Consider the following 20,432-nt stretch of genomic DNA (forward strand, 5'->3'; position numbering starts at 1 on the left):
TTTGTGCTTTATGCCTTTAGCTTTCCGCTAATTTAAGTATTTCGTTCCCTAACCTGCTCCAGGAATATTGTAATTTTTCCTGGCGCAGCGCGGCTACCATATCGGCTTCCCGGTTGTCTGTGAAGTATTTTTCAATCGCTGCAGCAATGGAAGCGGGATCGGGTTCGGCCTGAAAGCCTACTACGCCATCTGGTACCATTTCCACCAATCCGCCTACGTTTGTTACCACCATCGGTTTTTCGAAATGGTAGGCAATCTGTGAAATGCCGCTTTGGGTAGCACTTTTGTAAGGTTGTACCACCAGGTCGGCAGCACAGAAATAATTTTTTACGGCATCATTGGGAATGAAATCGGTATGCATGAGTACCCGGTTTCCCAATTGCAGTTTATTCAACAGCTCCAGGTAAGGAGCGGCATCTTCGTAATATTCACCGGCAACAATGGCGTGGACATCCAGTTTTTTCAGGCGTTCGTCTGCCATTGCTTCCAGTAATAAATCCAGTCCCTTATACTGGCGAATGAATCCAAAAAACAGGATGTATCGTTTGCCGGGCTGGAGTTTCAACTGTTCACGGGCGGCTTCTTTGGTAATCAGTGCACCGTAGTTGTCGTAAATAGGATGGGGGATGAGTGAAGCTTTTTTCACCGGCTCAAACACGCGTAAATCGTTCAATACAGACTGGCTCATGGCCACGAAAGCATCTACCGGTTTCAGGAAGTATTTGGTAAAAGCCACGTCGCCGGGGCGTTTTTCGTGCGGCACCACGTTATCCAGTACTGCGATTACTTTGGTGTGTTTACGTTTACCTAAGCGCAGGAGTGAGCCCAGCGCAGGCCCCATAATAGGCAGCCAGTATTTGGTGATGATGATATCCGGGTTCATTTTCCGGATTTTGCGACCGACGATTAACCAGTTTAATGGGTTGACAGAGTTGATCAGCCGTTTGATGGTCAGATGTTTGGGTGCAGGGTCAGTAGAAAACTGGCTTTTACCAGGAAAAAACAGTTTCGGATACTGAAGTGTAAACGTCCATATTTCCACCTCGTTGGTTTGCTGTAGTTCTTCTGCCAGTCGCTCGTTATAAGCAGCCAGCCCACCCCGGAAAGGATAGGCTGTACCTAAAATAAGTATTTTCTTCTTGTTAGCCATAGTTACAAATTACGAATAATGAATTACCGGATTAAAGCTGGCGGTCGGCAAGCTTCGACAGTTGTAAATCGTCATCCGTAATATTTTTGGTATGATCCATCCGTTCTTCTACCAGGTAACTATTACGTTCGGTAGCGTTGCGGGTTACCAGTTCACCGATAAACCCGGTCAGGAATAATTGAGAACCGATGATCATGCACAACAGTCCAAGATAAAACAGGGGTCTCTCTGTCATATTCACTTTATCAAAAAAGATTTTGGCAAGCGCCAGGTAAAGGGCAATTACAAACCCTACGAAAAACGACAGGGAACCCAGGGCACCAAACAGGTGCATAGGGCGTTTGCCGAATTTGCCGATGAACATAATGGTAGCCAGATCCAGGAAGCCGTTGATAAAGCGTTCCAGCCCAAATTTGGTAACACCGTATTTGCGGGCACGGTGTTCTACCACTTTCTCCCCGATTTTACGGAAGCCGTTCCATTTGGCAATTACCGGGATATAGCGGTGCATTTCACCGTATACTTCTATTGATTTCACTACTTTTTTGCGGTACGACTTCAAACCACAGTTCATGTCGTGCAGCTTTACACCGCTCATGCGGGTAGTGGTAAAGTTGTATAATTTAGAAGGGAGGTTTTTGGTAAAGGCATTGTCGTAACGTTTCTTTTTCCAGCCGCTCACGAGGTCGTATCCATCTTCCATAATCATCCGGTACAATTCCGGAATTTCATCGGGGCTATCCTGTAGGTCAGCATCCATGGTGATGACAACATCTCCCTGGGCAGCGCTGAAACCTTCGTTCAGTGCGGCAGATTTACCATAGTTGCGTTGAAATTTGATGCCTTTGATCTGTGGGTTTCTGGCAGCCAGTTGCTGAATTACTCCCCACGAATCGTCAGTACTACCATCATCTATCATCCATACTTCATAAGTGAAGTGATGTGCATCCATGACTTTCTCAATCCATGCGGCCAGCTCTGGTAAAGATTCTTCTTCGTTTTTTAAAGGAACGATTACGGATATGTTCATCTTAATAGAATAGTATTATAAGTGCTGCCCTAAGGCTGGTTTTTTACGTATGATCAGTGAAATAATAGCTGCTATCACAAAGTAAGAAATAACCAATTTCAGGAAATCCATGAATGATTTGGCTAAGCCCACATGGAAATCTGTTTTCGCCAGTTCATCCAGTTGTTTGTCTATTTCCTCCTGTGGTGCCTTAAATCTGCGCAGTAATTTGGCAGTAGATTCCAACAGGTTCTGTTTCAGGGCATCTACCAGTTGCGGATCAATGTATTTATACAGGATATACTGATAAACAGTGATGATCGCCGCGCCGATAATAAAAGTAGTAAATACCGGTTGCAGTGCCTCTTTGAAAGAGATGAACCCACCCAGTTGCTTTTTCTTTTCTTTACCAGCCAGTACTGCAAATGCAATAAAAACAGCCAGTTGGATAAGACCATTCCACCAGGAGAATAATATTTCAGGTCCCGTTATGTAAGTCAATACATTTAAAAATACGATGACAATGCCACCTACTATTCCCCATTTTAATCCTGGGTTAGCGTTTTGCTGCATACAGGTTAATTATTTATATGAAAAACAGGTCCATTCACAGTGGCATATACTTTACCCTTCAGTTGTTCGCCAATATACGCTGAATTTTTGGACCGGGAAGCGATATGCGCCGTGGTGAACTGCCAGGTAGTTTCCGGATCAAATACCGTAAGATTGGCGGTGGCGCCTTCCTGCAGCATGGGTTGGGTGAGTCCGAATATCTTACGCGGCTGGGTAGTCAGCATATTGATTAGCTGTTCCAGTGGTAATTGCGGCAGGTATTGTCTGAGTACACCAAACGTGCTTTCCAGGCCGATCATGCCATTTTTAGCATATTCAAATTCCAGTTGTTTGGCATCCCAGTCCTGCGGCAGGTGATGGGTAGCTATACAGTCGATAGTGCCATGTAATACGGCTTCCTGCAAAGCTTTCACGTCATCAGCAGTACGCAGTGGCGGATTTACTTTCAGGTGGGTATCGTAATTGACGAGGCGGGCATCAGTAAGCGACAGGTGATAAGGGGTAACGGAGCAGGTTACTTTTACGCCGTCTGCTTTCGCGGCAGCAATCAGTTCCACTGCTTTGCGGGTGCTGATGCCGGTAAAGTGAATGCGGGAGTCGGTGTATTTAGCCAGTTCAATATCACGTTGTATGATCAGTTCTTCAGCCAGTGCTGGTTTTCCCGGCATGCCGAGCTGGGTAGAGTAAATACCCTCGTTCATGAGTCCGTGGGCGGAAATGCTCTGATCGTCAGGTAATTGTATGAGGGTGCCGTCAAATGCTTTGATGTATTGGAGGGCTTTCAGCATTAATCCGGGCGACTGTAAAGGTTTGAGCCCATCAGAGAATGCGACGGCGCCTGCCTGTTGCATTTCGTACATTTCTGCCAGGCCGGTGCCTTCCACATTCTTAGTGGCGGCGCCAATTGGCAGGATGGTAGCGGCCGAATGGCGCGTTCTGCTCAGTACATATTCGATTTGTGGCTTGGTATGCAGTGCCGGCTGGGTGTTAGGCACAATCATTACGGTTGTATACCCACCAGTAGCTGCTGCTTTGATACCGCTTTGCAAATCCTCTTTGTGTTCTTGTCCGGGGTCGCAGAAGTGTGCGAAAACATCCATCCATCCGGCGGAAACATGCAGGTTGTTACCTGAAATGACCGTTGCCCGGGCATCTTCAAGGTTGTTTGCCACCTGTTGAATGATGCCGTTTTGAATAGAAATGTCTTTTTGCTGCCCGTGCAAGGGAGAGGAAGGCGCTATAATCTTTACGTTCTTGAGTAGTATGTGCATGCTTTACGTTCTATACCTGTCCGAAAATACAGGGGCAAATGTAACATAAAACTGTTAATTGATGAAGTTGGACCATCGGGACTTTTCAGGGTCTCCTTCAGGTTGGTATGATAATTGAAAATGCAGAGGTAGCAGATCAAAATAACTAATGATGATTGACTATCTTACTCACCTCGTAGCTCGGATATGCGACCGCTCGGATCAATTGCATAATGGCCAGACCATCAGCTGGCAGGCACTTCGCGAAGCCGAACAACTCGCTAATCATGCATATATTCCCCTGCTGTACCAATACATTGACCAGGAATCCGACAAAGATAAACGCCGTGCGGCTTTATTTATCATCTCCCAGCTCTCCAGGAACACCAATGACCCTGAAGTAATCCGGTTTTTATTAGATCGCCTCAGAATTGAGCAGGATGCAGATATGATTACGGCTATTCAACAAGATCTTGAACGGGGGCTTGCCATTCCGGGATATATCAACCTGGAACCGTTGTTCAATAACACTTTATCTGTTAATAATAATATACGCCGTTCAGCCCTGCTGGCCCTTAGAGGAACCCATAACCCGGCAGTGGAAGACTGGGCATTGTCCCTGTTAAAACGAACATCCAACGAATACGACATCTACTATATTACTTTATTACTGCATAAGATAGGTACCCAAAAAAGTGTTCCGGCTTTACGCAGGCTACTGGAATATCACCGGCAAGATGTTAAAAGTCTTGCTTTCGCCACCATGGCTGATATTGAAAAGGAAAAAGAAGCCATGTTTTACCAGCGCTATCTCCTCCGTGGGCAATTGAAGTTTGAGGCCATGGAAGCCATCTACAAATATGCAGATGAAAAGGCAATACAGGCGGTGACTACCCGGATTACAGAGCTGTTATCGAAAAGAAGAAGCAGTGCCCGTATGACCATAGAAACCGTGAAAAATGGATTCACTGACCTGATGCTGGGGATGGAGTTTCTATTCCGGTTCCGTACCGCAAAAGCGGAAATCAAAAAAACATTCTCCTGGATCACGGAAACGAGAGCGGATTATTTACTCCCGGAAGAGAAAGAGTGGGTAAGAAGACATTTGGTAAGTAACCAACAGGCATAAACATTTCTAATGATAGCTAAAATGCAGTGGGGGACCTGTTTCCTCGCTGCATTTTTTATTAAGGGCCGGAAGCTAACACCTAATGCCTTAATTTAGCTTCCCAAAAAGAGAGATGAAGAAAGCTTTTCTATTGCTTTTGACAGGATGGATGACAAGTGGCTTGTATGTAACAGCACAACAGCGTCAGTATACCATGGCGGAAGCTACCAACGGGCTTCGTCTACAACTGGCGCCGGAACGACTGAAACTGTTTGAGTGGGTGCCTGGTCAAAATGCCTATAGCCAGATGGTGGCAACAAATGGGAATGTGGCCTGGGTGAAGAATACCCTCACTGGCAGTGCCATTAAAACAGATACTTTACTGCGCCTCGCAGATCTTAATCAACAATTATTTGCGGCAAAGCCGCTGCGTGGATTACCACCACTGCACTGGATTTCCGCTGGTGATGCCTGGTTTGCCCTGGGCAATGTGTTGTATAAAGGCACTTTGCAAAATGGCGCGATGCAATTCTCCCGCTGGTGCGAACTGCCTGAAACAGCAGAAAATATTACCGTTAACACCAATAGCGGGCAGGTTGCCTGGACCGTAAAAAATAATCTCTTTATCCGCACAGCTGATGGCGCCGTACAGGCAGTTACCAACGATGCAGATGAGAATATTGTGAATGGTAAAAGTGTACACCGGGAGGAATTCGGCATCGACAAAGGAATTTTCTTTTCTCCCCAGGGTGATCTGCTGGCATTTTATCGCATGGATCAACGCATGGTAAAGGATTATCCAATCATCGACTGGTCTGTTACCCCGGCGCACAACAACAATATCAAATACCCGATGGCAGGTGGCACATCTCATGAAGTAACACTGGGTGTTTATCAGCCATCTACCCAAAAAACTATTTTCCTGAAAACCGGTGGCCCAGCAGATCATTACCTGACTTGCGTGACCTGGTCGCCGGATCAGCAATCTGTATATGTTGGGTTGTTGAATCGTGAGCAAAACCACCTGTGGTTGAACCAGTACAACGCAAGTACCGGTGATTTGGTGAAAACGCTGTTTGAAGAAACGGATGTGAAGTATGTACATCCTACGCACCCTCTTACTTTCGTACCAGGCAAGCCGGATGAATTTATCTGGTTCAGTGAAAGGAGTGGCTACCAACATTTATATCTCTATAATAACGAGGGAAAGCTCTTAAAACAAATTACTGCCGGTGAGTGGTTAGTAAATGAGTTGGTAGATGTGAAACAAAACGAGGTGATTTTTACCGCTTCGAAAGAAGGGCCGATGGAAAAGCATATTTATGCCACTAATTACCGCAAACCTTCCAAAGGCACACCTTATGTGCGCCTTGACAAAGCTGCCGGATGGCATGATGTACAGGTGAGCAGCGATGGTAGTTACCTATTGGATGCTTATAGTTCCGGTACTACTCCTTATGTGGCGAGAATAGCTGCTACTTCCGGTAAATGGGAACAAAACCTGATTACCGCCGCAGACCCGCTGAAAGATTTTCAACGTCCTCAAATCAGGCAGGTAACACTGAAGGCAGATGATGGTACGCCTTTGTATGGCAAACTGATATTGCCGGTGAACTTTGATTCTACCAAAAACTACCCGGTGATTGTGTACCTGTATAATGGTCCTAATGTACAGTTGATCCGTAACACGTTCCCATTCAGTGGTAATCTCTGGTACGAATACATGGCGCAGCATGGCTATGTTATTTTCACGATGGATGGTCGTGGTAGCGATAACCGCGGAAAGGCCTTTGAACAGGCTACTTTCCGGCAGCTGGGAACAGTGGAGATGAATGACCAGTTACAGGGCGTGGCTTACCTGAAATCACTGCCTTATATTAATCAAAAGAAAATGGGCGTGCATGGCTGGAGTTTTGGTGGCTTCATGACTACTTCCCTGATGTTGCGCCATCCTGGTGTGTTTCAGGCAGCAGTAGCAGGCGGGCCGGTGATTGACTGGAGCATGTATGAAATTATGTATACCGAACGCTACATGGATACTCCCCAGGAAAATCCGGAAGGTTATGCCAATGCTAATTTGCTCACAAAAACTAAAAATCTGCAGGGGCACCTGATGCTGATTCATGGTACCAATGATGATGTAGTGGTATGGCAACATTCGCTCGATTTCATCAGGGCTTGTGTAGATAATGAGGTGCAGGTGGATTATTTCGTATACCCGGGACATTTACATAATGTGTTAGGAAAAGACAGGGTACACCTGATGCAGAAGATAACGGACTATTTTGATGCACAGTTGAAATAGCAGAAAGCATAAAGCAAAAAAGCTATTGTCGCGGATGATTACCCGCAACAATAGCTTTTTGCTTTATGGTATTTTATTATCTTGTCTTACCTAAAAACAGTCGACAATGAAATATTTATTCCTGGCAGTTGGTTTGCTGTCATTTTCTACGTTATGTGCGCAACAGAAGAAGCACAAAGTATTATTCATTATTGCAGATGGAATACCCGCAGATGTGATTGAATCGCAACCTACGCCTAATCTGAAACGTATTGCTAAAGAGGGTGGCTATTGCAGGGCATATGTAGGGGGTGAGAAAGATGGGTATTCGCAAACACCGACCATTTCTGCAGTAGGTTACAACAGTTTGCTCACCAGTACCTGGGTGAATAAACACAATGTATGGGATAATGATATTGCGGCGCAGAATTACAATTATCCCAGCATATTCCGTTTTTTTAAATCGGCTTATCCAAAAGGCACTACGGCTATTTTTTCTACGTGGTTAGATAACAGAACAAAGTTGGTGGGAGATGGATTACCTCAAACTGGTGGACTGCATATAGATCATGCCGTGGACGGACTGGAGCATGACACGGTGCAGTTTCCGCATGATAAAGATAGCTGGTATACCCATTTGATTGACGAAACAGTAGCAACCAAAGCTGCGGAATATGTAAAGCGTGATGCACCGGATATGACCTGGGTGTATCTTGAATACAGTGATGATATGGGGCATCGTTATGGCACCGGAGAGCGATTGGATACGGCAGTGCGGATGACAGATGACATGGTAGGAAAAATCTGGGATGCCATTGAATATCGCCGTCAGCATTTTAATGAAGACTGGCAGATTTATATTACCACTGATCACGGGCGTGATGCACATGGAGGCCATGGCCATGGCGGGCAGTCGGATCGCGAGCGTACTACCTGGATGGTTACCAACGCCAAAGGATTGAATACTTATTTCAAGACCGCGCAACCTGGTATTGTTGATATACTACCTTCTATTGCCCGTTTCATGGATATTAAGATCCCGGTAGAGAATCTGAGGGAGCTGGATGGCGTGCCACTTACAGGTGCTATTTCGCTGGCGCAGCCAACAGCGGGTATCACGGGGGATGTGTTGCAGTTAGGGTGGAAGTCGTATGATAAAAAGGGCAAGGTGAAAATATGGGTTACCACTACCAATCACTATAAAACCGGTGGTCATGATACCTATCAGTTGTTGGGAGCGGTTCCAGTATCAGCGGAAAAAGCAACAATAAGTGTGAAAGGCTTGCCGGCAGGGTTTTACAAGGTGGTGCTGGAGGCGCCGTTGAATACGGTTAATCGTTGGGTAGTACAGAAATAGCAGATAAAGGCATTTTAAGGGCTTTACGCAAACGCTTGCGCTGATAACGCAAGCGTTTGCGTACATGGAATGTTAAAAAAAACGTGTAGAATCGTTGTAGCAATTAAGTAGAACAGTGAACTTTTTTAGAACAGTGAATTTAGCCCGAAAAGCAGCATAACAGACAGCGAACAATGAAGTCGATAAACCTGTGCCATGGTGGTTTGCTGTGGCAAGGTTGTCGATAAGCCTTAACGGTGATGAATCACCAGTTGCGACTCCATGATGGTGCGTTGATAATCATTCAGCGCATGTTCTCCATTCAAAATAGCCAATAACATATTAGTGGCGGCCTGTCCTTGTTCGTAAGGGAACTGCTCCACAGACGCAGCAGGAGGAAATGCCGTATAACCGCTTACCGGTGTATTGGCGTAAGATACAAAAGTTATATCCTTATTTATTTCCAATTTTTGTTTCAGGGCGTATTGTACAGCATCCATGGCTACGTAGTCGTTGAATGTAACGATGGCTGTTACTTTTCTTTTGAGCGACAGCAGGTATTGCATGGCTTCTTCGGTGCCGGCAGCGGTGAGATCGGCATTGACGATCAGTTTGGGATCATATTTCAGGCGATGCTTGTGTAGTGCGCGGCTATAGCCGGCTGCACGTTCTTTACTGGCGACCATGGTTTCTGGTCCGTTGATCATGCCGATGACGCGATGGCCTTGTTTCAGCAGGAAGTCAACGGCCTGAACAGTGCCGGATTCCAGGTTGCAGGACACGGAATGCATGTTCGGCAAATCCGGGATGCGGTCAAAGAATACCACCGGGATGCGTGCCTGTTGCAGCATTTCAAAGTGTTCGTAGTTACTGGTATTTTTTCCGATAGAAACAATGCAGCCGTCGACCCGGTGCTGTTTCATGCTTTGGATGATTTGTTTTTCGCGGGCTTCATCGTCGTGCGACTGGCCCAGCAGTACGGTATAATTGTTACTATAGGCGGTATCTTCAATACCGCTGATAGCGCTGGCAAAAAAAGCTTCCGACAGTTCCGGTAAAAGAATCCCTATGGTGAAGGTTTTACCTTGCTGGAAATAGATAGCTGTTTGATTGCGCTCATAATTCAGTTCAGCGGCCAGTTCTTTTACCCTTGTTTTGGTTCTCAGCCCTATACTGTGATGATCATGTAACGCTCTAGATACCGTAGATACAGAGATATTCAGCCTTTTTGCAATTTCCTTTATTGTTGGTTGACCCGAAGAAACCACCTTTCTCATACATTTCAGCAATTAATAGAAAATAGATACAGCATGTACTCTGCCGGACAAGTTACTTAGATATTGGAAAACATTAACTTTTTTTTATGAATAAAGATGATTTAACAGGCGTGGAGGATGTTTCTATGTTTCCGGGTGCAACTTTTCTTGTTTTTTAACCTCTTTATAACGAACTGATGGGTGCTTCGGCCTGTTATTTGCTGTACAGCGACTATCTCCATTGCATCCCTGATAAATCATATATACCTTTTTGTTAGATTATTAAAATATAACATTTTTATGAAAGTCGTACAATTAGCCTTGCCGGTAGCTTTAGTAACCATTCTCGCTTCTTGTTCCGCTCCGCGGAAATTACGGGAGTCACAAGCAAGAAATGCGCAATTGGATAGTCTTTACCGAGCTACCTATGGTAAGCTGAGAAATTGCGAAGAAGATGCTGCACGCGCGGCTGCTTCGTATAAAGATAAAGTGACCAATCTGACAGAGCAGCAAGAACAATTAAAAACGAACAACTCCCAGATGCTGGATCACCTGAAAGAGTTGTCTGTAATCTCCAGTTCCCAGGCAGAAAGTATCAAGAAATCACTTGATAATATTGGCGCAAAAGACGCGTATATCAAGGACCTGCAATCAGCTATTGCCCGTAAGGATTCCCTGAATATGCAACTGGTAATGAACCTGAAAGGCGCTATTGGTAATATGGATGATAAAGACATCAATATTAAGGTAGATAAAGGTGTGGTTTACATTGATATCTCTGATAAACTGTTGTTTAAGAGTGGTAGCTATGATATCAACGAGAGAGCAAAAGAAGTACTTGGTAAAGTTGCCAAGGTGCTGATTGCGCAGCCTGATATTGAGTTCATGGTGGAGGGTCATACTGACAATGTTCCTTACCGTCCGAATGTATTACTGGACAACTGGGATCTGAGTGTGAAGAGAGCTACCTCGGTAGTACGTATCCTGCAGAATCAGTATAACATTCCGCCGGCACGTATGACTGCCGCTGGTAGAAGTGAATACCTGCCGGTAGCGTCCAACGACACACCAGAAGGTAAAGCAGCGAACCGCAGAACAAGGATCGTGATATTACCACAGTTGGATCAGTTCTTCAAGTTACTGGAGAAACCAGCGAACTAATTATAGCGCAGAAAGCAGTAAGCTAAAAGCAAAAAGCTATAGTAGCGAATGGTCAGAGCGGATATTTAATCCTACGCTTCAATCATTCACTACTATAGCTTTTTGCTTTTAGCTTTATCCTTTCTGCTATCTTTGCCCGGCATAAATGTATAAGTATGAAAGAACCTATGTTTTGTGATCCGGTGAGCGGAGTTTGTGAAATCCCTGGACTGGCTATTACAGATGCTACTGCAACGAATGGCTTACAGTCGGCTGATAAGCCATTAAAACTGATTTATTTTACAGATCCGATCTGCTCCACTTGCTGGGGAATAGAGCCGCAATGGCGTCGCTTAAAACTCGAATACGGGCATGTGCTGGATATCAGCTATCATATGGGTGGTTTGTTGCCAGGCTGGGATGTATATAATTCCGGGGGCATCAGTGGTCCGTCGGATGTAGCGCATCACTGGGATGAGGTAAGTCGCCATTACCAGATGCCTATAGATGGTAATGTGTGGCTGGAAGATCCATTACCCTCTTCTTATCCGCCCTCCATCTGGTTTAAGGCGGCCCAGCTGCAGGATAAACACCGGGCGGTGATCTTTTTACGGCGTATGCGGGAGCTGTTGTTTATGGAAAAGCAAAACATCTGTAAGCCGGAGCCGGTGCTGAAATCAGCGGCGTTTGCGGGGCTGGATATTTTGCAGTTACAGAAAGATTTTGACCAAAAGGGGCCTGCATTGTTTGAAGCTGATCTGGCTTTGGGCAGACAACTGGGGGTGCGTGGGTTTCCATCTATCTTTTTTATTGATCAAAGCGGCCGCTCAGAATTGGTATATGGCGCGAAGCCTTACCAGGTATTTACCACCGCCCTACATAAGTTATTGCCGGAAGCAACGGCCAGGACTTATGCCGGCAACCTGGAATTGTTTACTTATTTCCCTACGCTTACCACTAAAGAGTATGCGGTATTGAATGACATTTCTTTTGAAGCTGCGGAAGCACAATTAAAAGGTTACCTGGAGAGAAGTAAGGTGTGGGTAAATACGATTGGGAGCGGGCAGCTCTGGGGGCTGACGGGTACATTATAATGTGGGGGAACCAGGCGTTGCAGCCGCTTTTTTCTTACCAAAGAACCACGTGGCACTGAGCAAACCATAGCGGGATAGTACAGTGTTGCGTTGTTGTTCTATGTAAGTGAATGATTGCATCGTAAGCAGCGCCTGATTTTTCCTGAACAGGTCATATATATATGCTTTTAACAGGATACTTTTATCGGGAAGAAAGGATTTGGAGATCCAGGTGTTTACGATGACATATTGTTGTCGTTGGCTGGTGATGTTGATGTAGTTAGCAACAGTACCGAAGTTGATGTCGAGTGGTAGAAAAAGATTGGCAGATAACGACAGGAGGTACATGGTGTAGTCGTAATAGGTATTGTTCTGAATGGCGTACTTGTTCCCGAAATATGACATGTACATGGAGCTGTTCAGTTCCAATAGTTTTTTATAGGTCCAGGAGCTGCTTAGTTGTTGTCCGATGTTGATGTCTGAGGTATTGCTGGTTTGTTGGTTGATGATGTTTTTGAAGTAACCGTAGTGGTTGTTCAGGGTATAATTTAAAGTGAGTCCGGACTTTTTAAATCTTTTTCCTATGGTTATACTGTGACCAATGTCATAGTTCCCATTTACATTCATTGGTCTGGAAATTTGTTTGCCGGTAGAATCGGAAGATATGGATGGGGTGGTAGCGTTTTGAGGTGCAGCCAGGGATAGATTTGTATTGAAGGTAAGGCCCTCTACGCTATAAGATTGATAGCTGAAAGAGGTTGTGTTATAAATGATTGGTTTAAGATCCGGGTTGCCGAGTTGTACATACAATGGATTTTGTACAGATATTACCGGAACGAGCGCGGTGCCGGTATTGGGTACCTGGGTTTCGCGGGCGGCATTGAGGGTAATGGATTTGTAGTTATTAATTTTATAAGTCAAATTCAGGTTGGGGGCGAAGTAGTTTATTTGCTGCTGATATTCTTTTTGGTCTGAATAAATGTTACTGACAGATTTGGCGTTATTATAAGAAATTTGCAATTGCCCCTGTAGTTTAGTTTTGTTAATTAGAAGGCCCATGCTGAATGAATGGACGATATACCTGTTTTGAAACGTATAAGTCAAATCTTTATTGACAATATCGTACCCATTTTTGATATTATCGAAATCAAATACTTCCTGGTTGTTTTTTGTAAGGTTGTTAGTATACTTGTAGCCTGTATTAACGGAAAATTCATCACTCAAGGGACGTGTATAACCCACATTTGCAGCAATTTTCCGGGTGTTTAGCCGGTTGGATAATTGTTGATTGACAGTATCCGTGTGCTGGGATGCGGCTACAAAATTCAGGTTATGATTGCCCTGGTTATTCTGTGCATTATTATGATCTATATTAATATTGACACTTATACTACCCTGTTTCTTGCTTAGTATATGGATATACATGGCACCTATATTCAGGTATTTATTTTTTTCGGTTTCATCATTCATCGTATTGCCCTTGTTAATAATGTCATTTCTTTTCCCTCCCAGCGAAGTATATGTATTCCCGGAGAGAAGATGTTTTTGATCCTGCCCTCCCGCGAGATCAATGAAGAGGTTGTTGCGCTCATTGAGCTGTATAGCAAGGTTGCTGAATAAGGTATTGATGGATGTTTTGTTGTTGACTTTTGTGCGACTATTATAGCGAAAATTACTATCCGGTAAAATGTTGTCGCGCTGTAATGCCTGGTCGTTATCAAGTTGGCCGCCCGCATGGGTATAATTGGCAGATAGTTTAATTTTTTTTGTGAGATCCAGCGATATATTGGCGTTGCTGTTGTTTATGTTAGATCGTCCTCCTCCCGCTGAGACCTGGTTAAGCGTTTCTTCTGTGGAAAACGGAGCAGCCATGGCATTTATGTTATTGAACAGGGTATTGGCGATTACCTGTTTGTCGTCGCGGAACATGTTGGCATTGGCGGCAATATTATAACGGTCATGGTTGCCGTATCCGGCTCCTACGGCACCATTGATACCTTTCTTCATTTCTTTTTTGATCGTGATGTTAATTACTTTTTCGTTTTTTCCGCCTTCCAGCATGCCATCCACGCCTTTTTTATCGGCTATCTGTATTTTATCTACCAGGTTAGCCTGGAGCATCCTGGATATTTTTTTAGGGTCGCCGGAGGTGTTGGTTGATGATTGAAATACGGCTCTGCCATCCACATATAGCTCATGGACTTGTTTGCCCATATAGAAAAAATTTCCCTCCCTATCTACCGTCAGGCCCGGGAGTTTCTGCAGCAGGTTTTTCAGAGAGGCATTTTCTGCGGTCTGGAAATCGCCTGCGGAAAACTCTATGGTGTCTTTACGAATAGTGTAGATGGGTTTAATGATTTTAATACTGACACCTGCCAGGTTGATGGCGTTTCTTTGCAGTCCTGTTTGTTGCAGGGGAAGTGTATGCACTTTTCCTTTTTCAGTGAGGGATAATGGAATAGTGGCTGCTACATATCCCATATAACTGATGGTAAGCATGAAGTTGCCGGGCGGAATATTTGTTATCTGGAAATTACCGGCTTTATCAGATTGACTCTGTCCCTTCAAAATCGATTTTTCAGCTGTAAACAGCAGTACAGTCGCTCCTTCCAATGGTTTCCTGGTATCTTTATCATACGCCATTCCTTTGACCTCTCTCTGCGCAAATAAAGTGAGATGAATACTTGTTAATAAGATGGTTAACGTTAAGGCGAATTTTACCATTGCACGGATTTGGTTGAGAATTGTATTTTTATGCAATGATAATCCCTGGCAGGAGAGAATGTGTTAATCAAAACGTAATGTTATAGAAATGATTAAAATACAATCATAATGAAAATGAAAACAGATTAACAAGTCGTTAGCAACTTTATAGGGAATTGATTGTTATAGGGCTGTTTTGTTAACAGTCCTCACTTTTGGAAAGCGTAAACACCCTATTTGATAAAATCCGGCTCAAAACCCATTTTTTATGAATACTCCAACTTTGGTAAAATCTTTAAAGGACATGTTGCTCAAAGCAAATGCCCACGTAACTTTTGCAGATGCAGTAAAATCGGTACCTGCCGCCCTGAGAGGAGAAGTGCCTCCTCAGATGCCGTATAGTATCTGGCAGCTGGTGGAGCATATCCGCATTACGCAATATGATATCCTTGATTTCTCACGGAATCCTGATTATAAGGAAATGGAATGGCCCAAGGCTTATTGGCCTGAAGCCAAGGCCCCGGCAGATGAAGCTGCCTGGAAACATAGTGTCGCCCAGGTAGATAAAGACCTCCATACATTTATTGGGTTATTGGAAGCGCCGGGGGTAGATATATTTAGCCCGTTTCCATGGGGAAACGGGCAGCATTTATTCAGAGAAGCGATTTTGTTATTGGATCATACCAGTTATCATACCGGTGAGATTGTAACCCTGCGCCGTATGTTGGGCGCCTGGCATTAGCCGGCTTTATACACATTTCCAGAGGCAATCTGAAAACCAGTGCTTCCTGTCGAAGAAACGGGCTACTGGTTTAAATCCTGCGAAGGCGGCCAGTTGATCTATTTCGTCCAGGCTATACTTCTGAGAAATTTCCATATAAAGGGCTTCGTTTTCTGCGAAACTAACCGCAAAGTCATCGCCAATATGTACCACCTGGTCTTCCAGGCTGATTAAAAAACTCTTACAGGCGCCGGTTCCCGGATCATAAGTAGGGAAGTGGTCAAATTTTGTGATATCAAAATCCGCCTGTAGTTCCCGGTTAATGCGATGGAGCAGGTTGAAGTTAAAGGCGCGGGTAATGCCGGTGCTGTCGTTGTATGCATTCAAAATTACCTGCGGATGTTTTTTCAGATCAAACCCGGTCAGCAGTAAGTCGCCTGGCTGAAGGTATTGCCGTAGCTGCTGGCAGAAATTACTGGCAGCAGTTACGCTGAAGTTGCCGATGTTGGCGCCCATAAACAGCAGCACTTTTTTGCGGCTGGTAAACTGGTTCGCCTGTTGCAGCATATGAAAATATTCGCCGTGTAAGCCATGGAGCTGTAGGCCTGGTAGTGTTTCCGGGAGCGATTTTTCCAGTTGCTGGATAACGTTCCCGGAAATATCTATGGGGAAATACGTATAATCTACGCCGTTGTCGAGCAATTGCCGGAGCAGGTGTACTGATTTGGTAGCATCGCCGGCGCCTAATTCCACGAGGTCGAAAGTACCTGCATAGTTTTGCAATGCGGTAGCTATTTGAGCGGATTGGGTACGGAGAATTTCCATTTCGCAACCAGTCAGATAGTATTCATGGCATTGCATGATTTGTTGAAAAAGGGCATCGCCGGTGGCGTCATAAAAATATTTAGGGTCCAGGTATTTCTGCGGTGCGCTGAGGCCCTTTACTACATCGTGGTAAAATGTGTCGGTAGCAGGCTTCCGCTTACACGTCAGCATTGTTGGAATTACAGTCATACAAGGGTTTTGATGTTCGAAAGTGAATTGGCCTGATGACAGTTGTTTGTTTCAGACAATTCTTTTCATTTCATAACGGTTGCTTCAATCATCTTGCCAATCTGATCCCGGTAAATTGCCATCTCAGTGAAGGATGGAAAAAATTGCGATAGGTAATACGGCTGTGGTTGGGAGAGGTCACTTCTGCGCCACCTCTTAGTACCATCTGACTTACCATGAATTTACCGTTGTATTCGCCAATTGCTCCCGGTGCTTTGGCAAAGCCGGGATAAGGCAAATAGGCACTTTCCGTCCATTCCCAGCGAAGCCCCCAGTTTAGCTGAGGGGCGGCTGCTTCCCATTCAAATTCTGTGGGTAGCCGGGCGTTCTTCCATGCGGCATAGGCCGCAGCCTCATAATAGTTTACGTGCGTTACAGGAGCATCCGGCATCAGGGGTTGCAAACCTTGCCAGGTATAATGCATCCATTGGCCATCTATATTATACCAGTACATGGGCGTGGTTACCTGGTTGTTTTTTACCCAATCCCAGCCTTCTGCATGCCAGTACCGGAAATCCTGGTAGCCGCCGGCCTGGATAAAGTCGAGGTATTCCGTATTGGTAACCAGGGCCTGACTGATGCTGTAATCCGCGAGATATACTTTGTGTCTGCCCAGTTCATTATCAAAACAAAATCCATCTCCCGAAAATCCAATATCATATATACCGGCACTCATATTTAACCACGAACCGGGTTGATTGTTCACCGGGACAATATCTTTCCGTGCCGGGTCATACGCCGGAAATAGCGGGTTATGCCCGAGAATATATTTAATATCGGTATATAGCAACTCCTGGTGCTGTTCTTCATGGTTTAATCCCAATATAAAGAGCGCGGTCAGCTCAGGTGTAAGCGTTGTGCTATCCAGGAAAGCCATCATCGCTTCATCTACGTATTTACGGTAACGCATAATGTCTTCTACCGCCGGGCGACTGAGATTTCCCCGGTTCGTGCGGATGACCCGCGCACCCACTGATTCATAGTAGCTGTTGAATACATAATTGTATTGCGGATCAAATACCGTGTATCCTTTAGCGTTAGGAAGCAGTATAAATGTTTCGAAAAACCAGGTGGTATGGCCCAGGTGCCATTTGGGCGGACTTACATCTACAATTGGCTGTACAACGTAGTCTTCTGTTTTCAGTGGCGCGCAGATACTTTCTGTTCGCCTGCGCACGGTTTCGTATTCTTTTTGCAAAAGCATATTACAGGTGGTTACTGTTGGTTCACATAATGGGTAAATGCGGAAATACTGCTGATATGTAGTTTTTCTGCATCTGCTCTACGCATCATCAATGCGTAAGTGTTATTAAATCCGATGGGTTTGAGCCATTTAATAGCATATTGTTTTTCAAATCCTGTGCTTACATAATCGTATACCTTTTGCGGGTTGCTGATAATACTGTCTGTTACCTGTTGTGGTGTTTGCAGTATGACCAGCAGGCCGGTGCCGGTGTATTCCGGGTACATGTCTATCTGGTTATTAGTCAGGGCATCGAATACTATTTTGGTGCCTCCCAGTCCTGTTTTGGTAACGGCAGAAAGATCCGTGTATCCTTCAATCAGCATTTTATACATATTGGCGAGGATGTAGCCATCGCCGAATATTTTGGAGCCAATGCGGATGCTGCCTTTGCTGCCGGTGCCTGCCGGTTTCCATAATTTCTGTGCTACCAGGAAATCTTTGGCCACTTTCTCCGGATTCTCTTTCAGATAGTCTACGTGGTAGTTTAATTCCGTCATAATGCTATCATTAATTGTACCAGACAGGCGATTAAGTGTGGGTTCCAGTTCCGGGTATTTCAGCAGGGTTTCATTGCGCACAATAGGAGCGGCGTAGTAGGGCGGAAAAATATGTTTATCATCTTCCAGCACTACCAGGTCAAATGCCTTTACACGGCCATCAGTACTACTACCACTGATCACATCCAGCTTTTTTTCGTAGGCCGCTTTGTACATGATCATATCGCTGATGACGAGTGTGGGTATACGTAAACCGTATACGGATTTAAGCCCCAGGTAGCCGTCTTTCCGGCCCATGAATTCCGGCGTAAATCCTGCCAGCATTTTGGAATGATAGGTATCCGGCAGCAGATAGAAAGAGGATAGCCCAATGAGTATAGCAGGTAGCAGGTATAATGTTTTACGTGCTTTGCGGACATTGATATGTTGCAGCAGCGACAGTAGCCAATCGAATAAGATAGCCAGTAAGGCGGCAGGTATGGCGCCTGCCAGCATCATGTGGGTATTATTGAGTGCAATGCCTCCGAAAATGAATTCTCCCAGTCCGCCGGCGGCAATATAGGCAGCCAGCGTAGCTACACCAACATTGATCACGGTAGCGGTGCGTATGCCGGCCATGATCACGGGGAGGGCGAGTGGTAACTGTACTTTATAGAGGAGTTGTCGCTTGCTGAGGCCCATGCCGGTAGCGGCTTCTGTAACACTGGGATCTACGCCGTTGATACCGGTGAAGGTATTGCGTATAATGGGCAGCAAAGCATAGAGAAATAACGCTACGATAGCAGGTTTGGGGCCTATGCCGAGCAATGGAATCATGAATCCCAGCAGGGCGATGCTGGGAATAGTTTGCATAACGCCGGCAAATCCCAACACCCAGGCAGCCAGTTTTTTTCTGCGGGTAATCAGTATACCGGCAGGCACGCCGATGGCCACTGCCAACAGTACGGATATAAAAGTAAGACCGGTATGCGTGAGCGTTTGTTCCAGCAATTTGCCGGATTGTTGTTGTATAAAATCCCAAAATGTTTCCGGTGTTTCCATGCAGCAATATTATTTTTTGCGCGCAGCAATAGCGGCCATTAATCCATTCCCGTCAATTACTTTTTGTTCCTGGTGATACACTACGGTGGCAGGGCTGGAAGTCAGCGTTTCCAGGGCTTCCCAGCAGGTGTTGTCTGCGGTCAGGGTTACCGTGTTGCCATTGCCGGGATGTGCCGGAAGCCATGTCCATAGATCTTTTATGGTAAGGGCTTTCAGTTCCAGCTGCAGGCGTTGTGGATCGAGGAAAGAGCGTACAAAATCATTGGCGGGGTGAAACAGGAGTGCTGCCGGCGCACCTATTTGTTGAATACGTCCTTCGTTCATGAGACAAATGCGGGTACCCAGTTCAAAGGCTTCTTCTATATCATGGGTCACCAGTATAATTGTTTTGTTGTTGATTTCATCGAGGGCTTTGAATTCTTTTCGTACACTGATGCGGGTAAGTGGATCGAGTGCGCCGAAAGGTTCATCCATCAGCAGTGCAGGGGCATCTGCCGCCAGTGCACGGGCAAGGCCTACGCGTTGTTGTTGTCCGCCGCTCAGCTGATGTGGATACAGGTCGGCATAATCTGCGGCGGGTAAACGTAGTTTATTCATTAACGTGACCGTACGTTCCTGTATACGTGCTTTCTCCCATTTCAGGAGCGTAGGAACGATGCCTATATTTTCACTGACGGTATAGTGAGGAAACAAACCGGTATTTTGCAGTACATAGCCAATGCTGCGGCGAAGTGTTTCCGGTGGCAGTTGCCTTACTTCTGTTCCATTTACATAGATGTGGCCGCTACCAGGTTCCAGTAACCGGTTAATCATGCGCAGGGTAGTGGTTTTTCCGCAACCGCTGGTACCGAGTAATACCAGTGTTTCTCCCGCTGCTACTTCAAAGGAAATATCATTTACCACTTTTTTTTCCGGGCCAAAGCTTTTCGAGACATGATCCAGTTTAATCATTTGCTTGATAGGATAATATGGGGAAAAACTTGCTCAATCTG

Annotated in this window: 16 protein-coding genes; 6 read left to right on the forward strand and 10 right to left on the reverse strand. The window is 45.2% G+C overall.

What is annotated here, in order from left to right:
- Positions 1-16: 16 nt before the first annotated feature.
- Genes AC5ZC7_RS07865 through AC5ZC7_RS07880 form a run of 4 tightly spaced genes read right to left on the reverse strand, consistent with a single transcriptional unit; the run spans position 17 to position 4,003 of the window.
- Positions 17-1,150, reverse strand: coding sequence for a glycosyltransferase (locus tag AC5ZC7_RS07865; RefSeq protein ID WP_496163031.1), 1,134 nt, complete (start codon positions 1,148-1,150; stop codon positions 17-19).
- Between the two features lie 31 nt (positions 1,151-1,181).
- The gene (locus AC5ZC7_RS07870) at positions 1,182-2,180 is read right to left on the reverse strand and encodes a glycosyltransferase (RefSeq protein ID WP_496163030.1); all 999 of its coding nucleotides are present in this window, start codon (positions 2,178-2,180) and stop codon (positions 1,182-1,184) included.
- Positions 2,181-2,195: 15 nt separating this feature from the next.
- A complete protein-coding gene (locus tag AC5ZC7_RS07875) occupies positions 2,196-2,732 on the reverse strand; it encodes a DUF4199 family protein (RefSeq protein ID WP_496163029.1) in 537 nt (178 codons plus the stop codon).
- Between the two features lie 5 nt (positions 2,733-2,737).
- A complete protein-coding gene (locus tag AC5ZC7_RS07880; protein ID WP_496163028.1) occupies positions 2,738-4,003 on the reverse strand; it encodes a dihydroorotase in 1,266 nt (421 codons plus the stop codon).
- A gap of 148 nt (positions 4,004-4,151) precedes the next feature.
- Here AC5ZC7_RS07880 and AC5ZC7_RS07885 point away from each other — a divergent pair, with 148 nt between their 5' ends.
- From AC5ZC7_RS07885 to AC5ZC7_RS07895, 3 genes are all read left to right on the forward strand, one after another.
- Complete coding sequence (locus AC5ZC7_RS07885) at positions 4,152-5,111, forward strand: hypothetical protein (protein ID WP_496163027.1); 960 nt, start codon at positions 4,152-4,154, stop codon at positions 5,109-5,111.
- A 112-nt stretch (positions 5,112-5,223) separates the two neighbouring features.
- Entirely contained in the window at positions 5,224-7,395 is a 2,172-nt protein-coding gene (locus AC5ZC7_RS07890; RefSeq protein ID WP_496163026.1) for a DPP IV N-terminal domain-containing protein, read from the forward strand.
- Positions 7,396-7,501: 106 nt separating this feature from the next.
- The gene (locus AC5ZC7_RS07895) at positions 7,502-8,731 is read left to right on the forward strand and encodes an alkaline phosphatase family protein (RefSeq protein ID WP_496163025.1); all 1,230 of its coding nucleotides are present in this window, start codon (positions 7,502-7,504) and stop codon (positions 8,729-8,731) included.
- A gap of 230 nt (positions 8,732-8,961) precedes the next feature.
- Here AC5ZC7_RS07895 and AC5ZC7_RS07900 read toward each other — a convergent pair whose 3' ends face one another.
- Positions 8,962-9,987, reverse strand: coding sequence for a substrate-binding domain-containing protein (locus tag AC5ZC7_RS07900; protein ID WP_496163024.1), 1,026 nt, complete (start codon positions 9,985-9,987; stop codon positions 8,962-8,964).
- A gap of 279 nt (positions 9,988-10,266) precedes the next feature.
- Between AC5ZC7_RS07900 and AC5ZC7_RS07905 the strand changes: the two genes are divergently transcribed.
- Both AC5ZC7_RS07905 and AC5ZC7_RS07910 read left to right on the forward strand, forming a co-directional pair.
- Positions 10,267-11,127, forward strand: a complete 861-nt coding sequence (locus AC5ZC7_RS07905) for an OmpA family protein (RefSeq protein WP_496163023.1) — start codon at positions 10,267-10,269, stop codon at positions 11,125-11,127.
- Positions 11,128-11,282: 155 nt separating this feature from the next.
- Positions 11,283-12,200, forward strand: a complete 918-nt coding sequence (locus AC5ZC7_RS07910; protein ID WP_496163022.1) for a DsbA family protein — start codon at positions 11,283-11,285, stop codon at positions 12,198-12,200.
- Here the strand turns inward: AC5ZC7_RS07910 and AC5ZC7_RS07915 are convergent.
- Complete coding sequence (locus tag AC5ZC7_RS07915) at positions 12,195-14,903, reverse strand: outer membrane beta-barrel protein (RefSeq protein WP_496163020.1); 2,709 nt, start codon at positions 14,901-14,903, stop codon at positions 12,195-12,197. The two genes, AC5ZC7_RS07910 and AC5ZC7_RS07915, sit on opposite strands and share 6 nt — an antisense overlap.
- 247 nt (positions 14,904-15,150) lie before the next feature.
- Here AC5ZC7_RS07915 and AC5ZC7_RS07920 point away from each other — a divergent pair, with 247 nt between their 5' ends.
- On the forward strand, positions 15,151-15,624 hold the full coding sequence (locus AC5ZC7_RS07920) for a DinB family protein (RefSeq protein WP_496163019.1): 474 nt from the start codon (positions 15,151-15,153) through the stop codon (positions 15,622-15,624).
- A gap of 6 nt (positions 15,625-15,630) precedes the next feature.
- Here AC5ZC7_RS07920 and AC5ZC7_RS07925 read toward each other — a convergent pair whose 3' ends face one another.
- The 4 genes from AC5ZC7_RS07925 to AC5ZC7_RS07940 form a co-directional block, all read right to left on the reverse strand.
- Entirely contained in the window at positions 15,631-16,617 is a 987-nt protein-coding gene (locus AC5ZC7_RS07925; protein ID WP_496163018.1) for an L-histidine N(alpha)-methyltransferase, read from the reverse strand.
- Between the two features lie 88 nt (positions 16,618-16,705).
- Positions 16,706-17,860: an ergothioneine biosynthesis protein EgtB gene (egtB, locus tag AC5ZC7_RS07930; RefSeq protein ID WP_496163017.1), complete on the reverse strand. Its 1,155-nt coding sequence runs from the start codon at positions 17,858-17,860 to the stop codon at positions 16,706-16,708.
- Between the two features lie 11 nt (positions 17,861-17,871).
- The gene (locus AC5ZC7_RS07935; protein WP_496163016.1) at positions 17,872-19,440 is read right to left on the reverse strand and encodes a glycine betaine ABC transporter substrate-binding protein; all 1,569 of its coding nucleotides are present in this window, start codon (positions 19,438-19,440) and stop codon (positions 17,872-17,874) included.
- Between the two features lie 9 nt (positions 19,441-19,449).
- A complete protein-coding gene (locus AC5ZC7_RS07940) occupies positions 19,450-20,391 on the reverse strand; it encodes an ATP-binding cassette domain-containing protein (protein WP_496163015.1) in 942 nt (313 codons plus the stop codon).
- Positions 20,392-20,432 lie beyond the last annotated feature (41 nt).

The organism is Chitinophaga sp. 9-1-y (genome assembly GCF_059511905.2).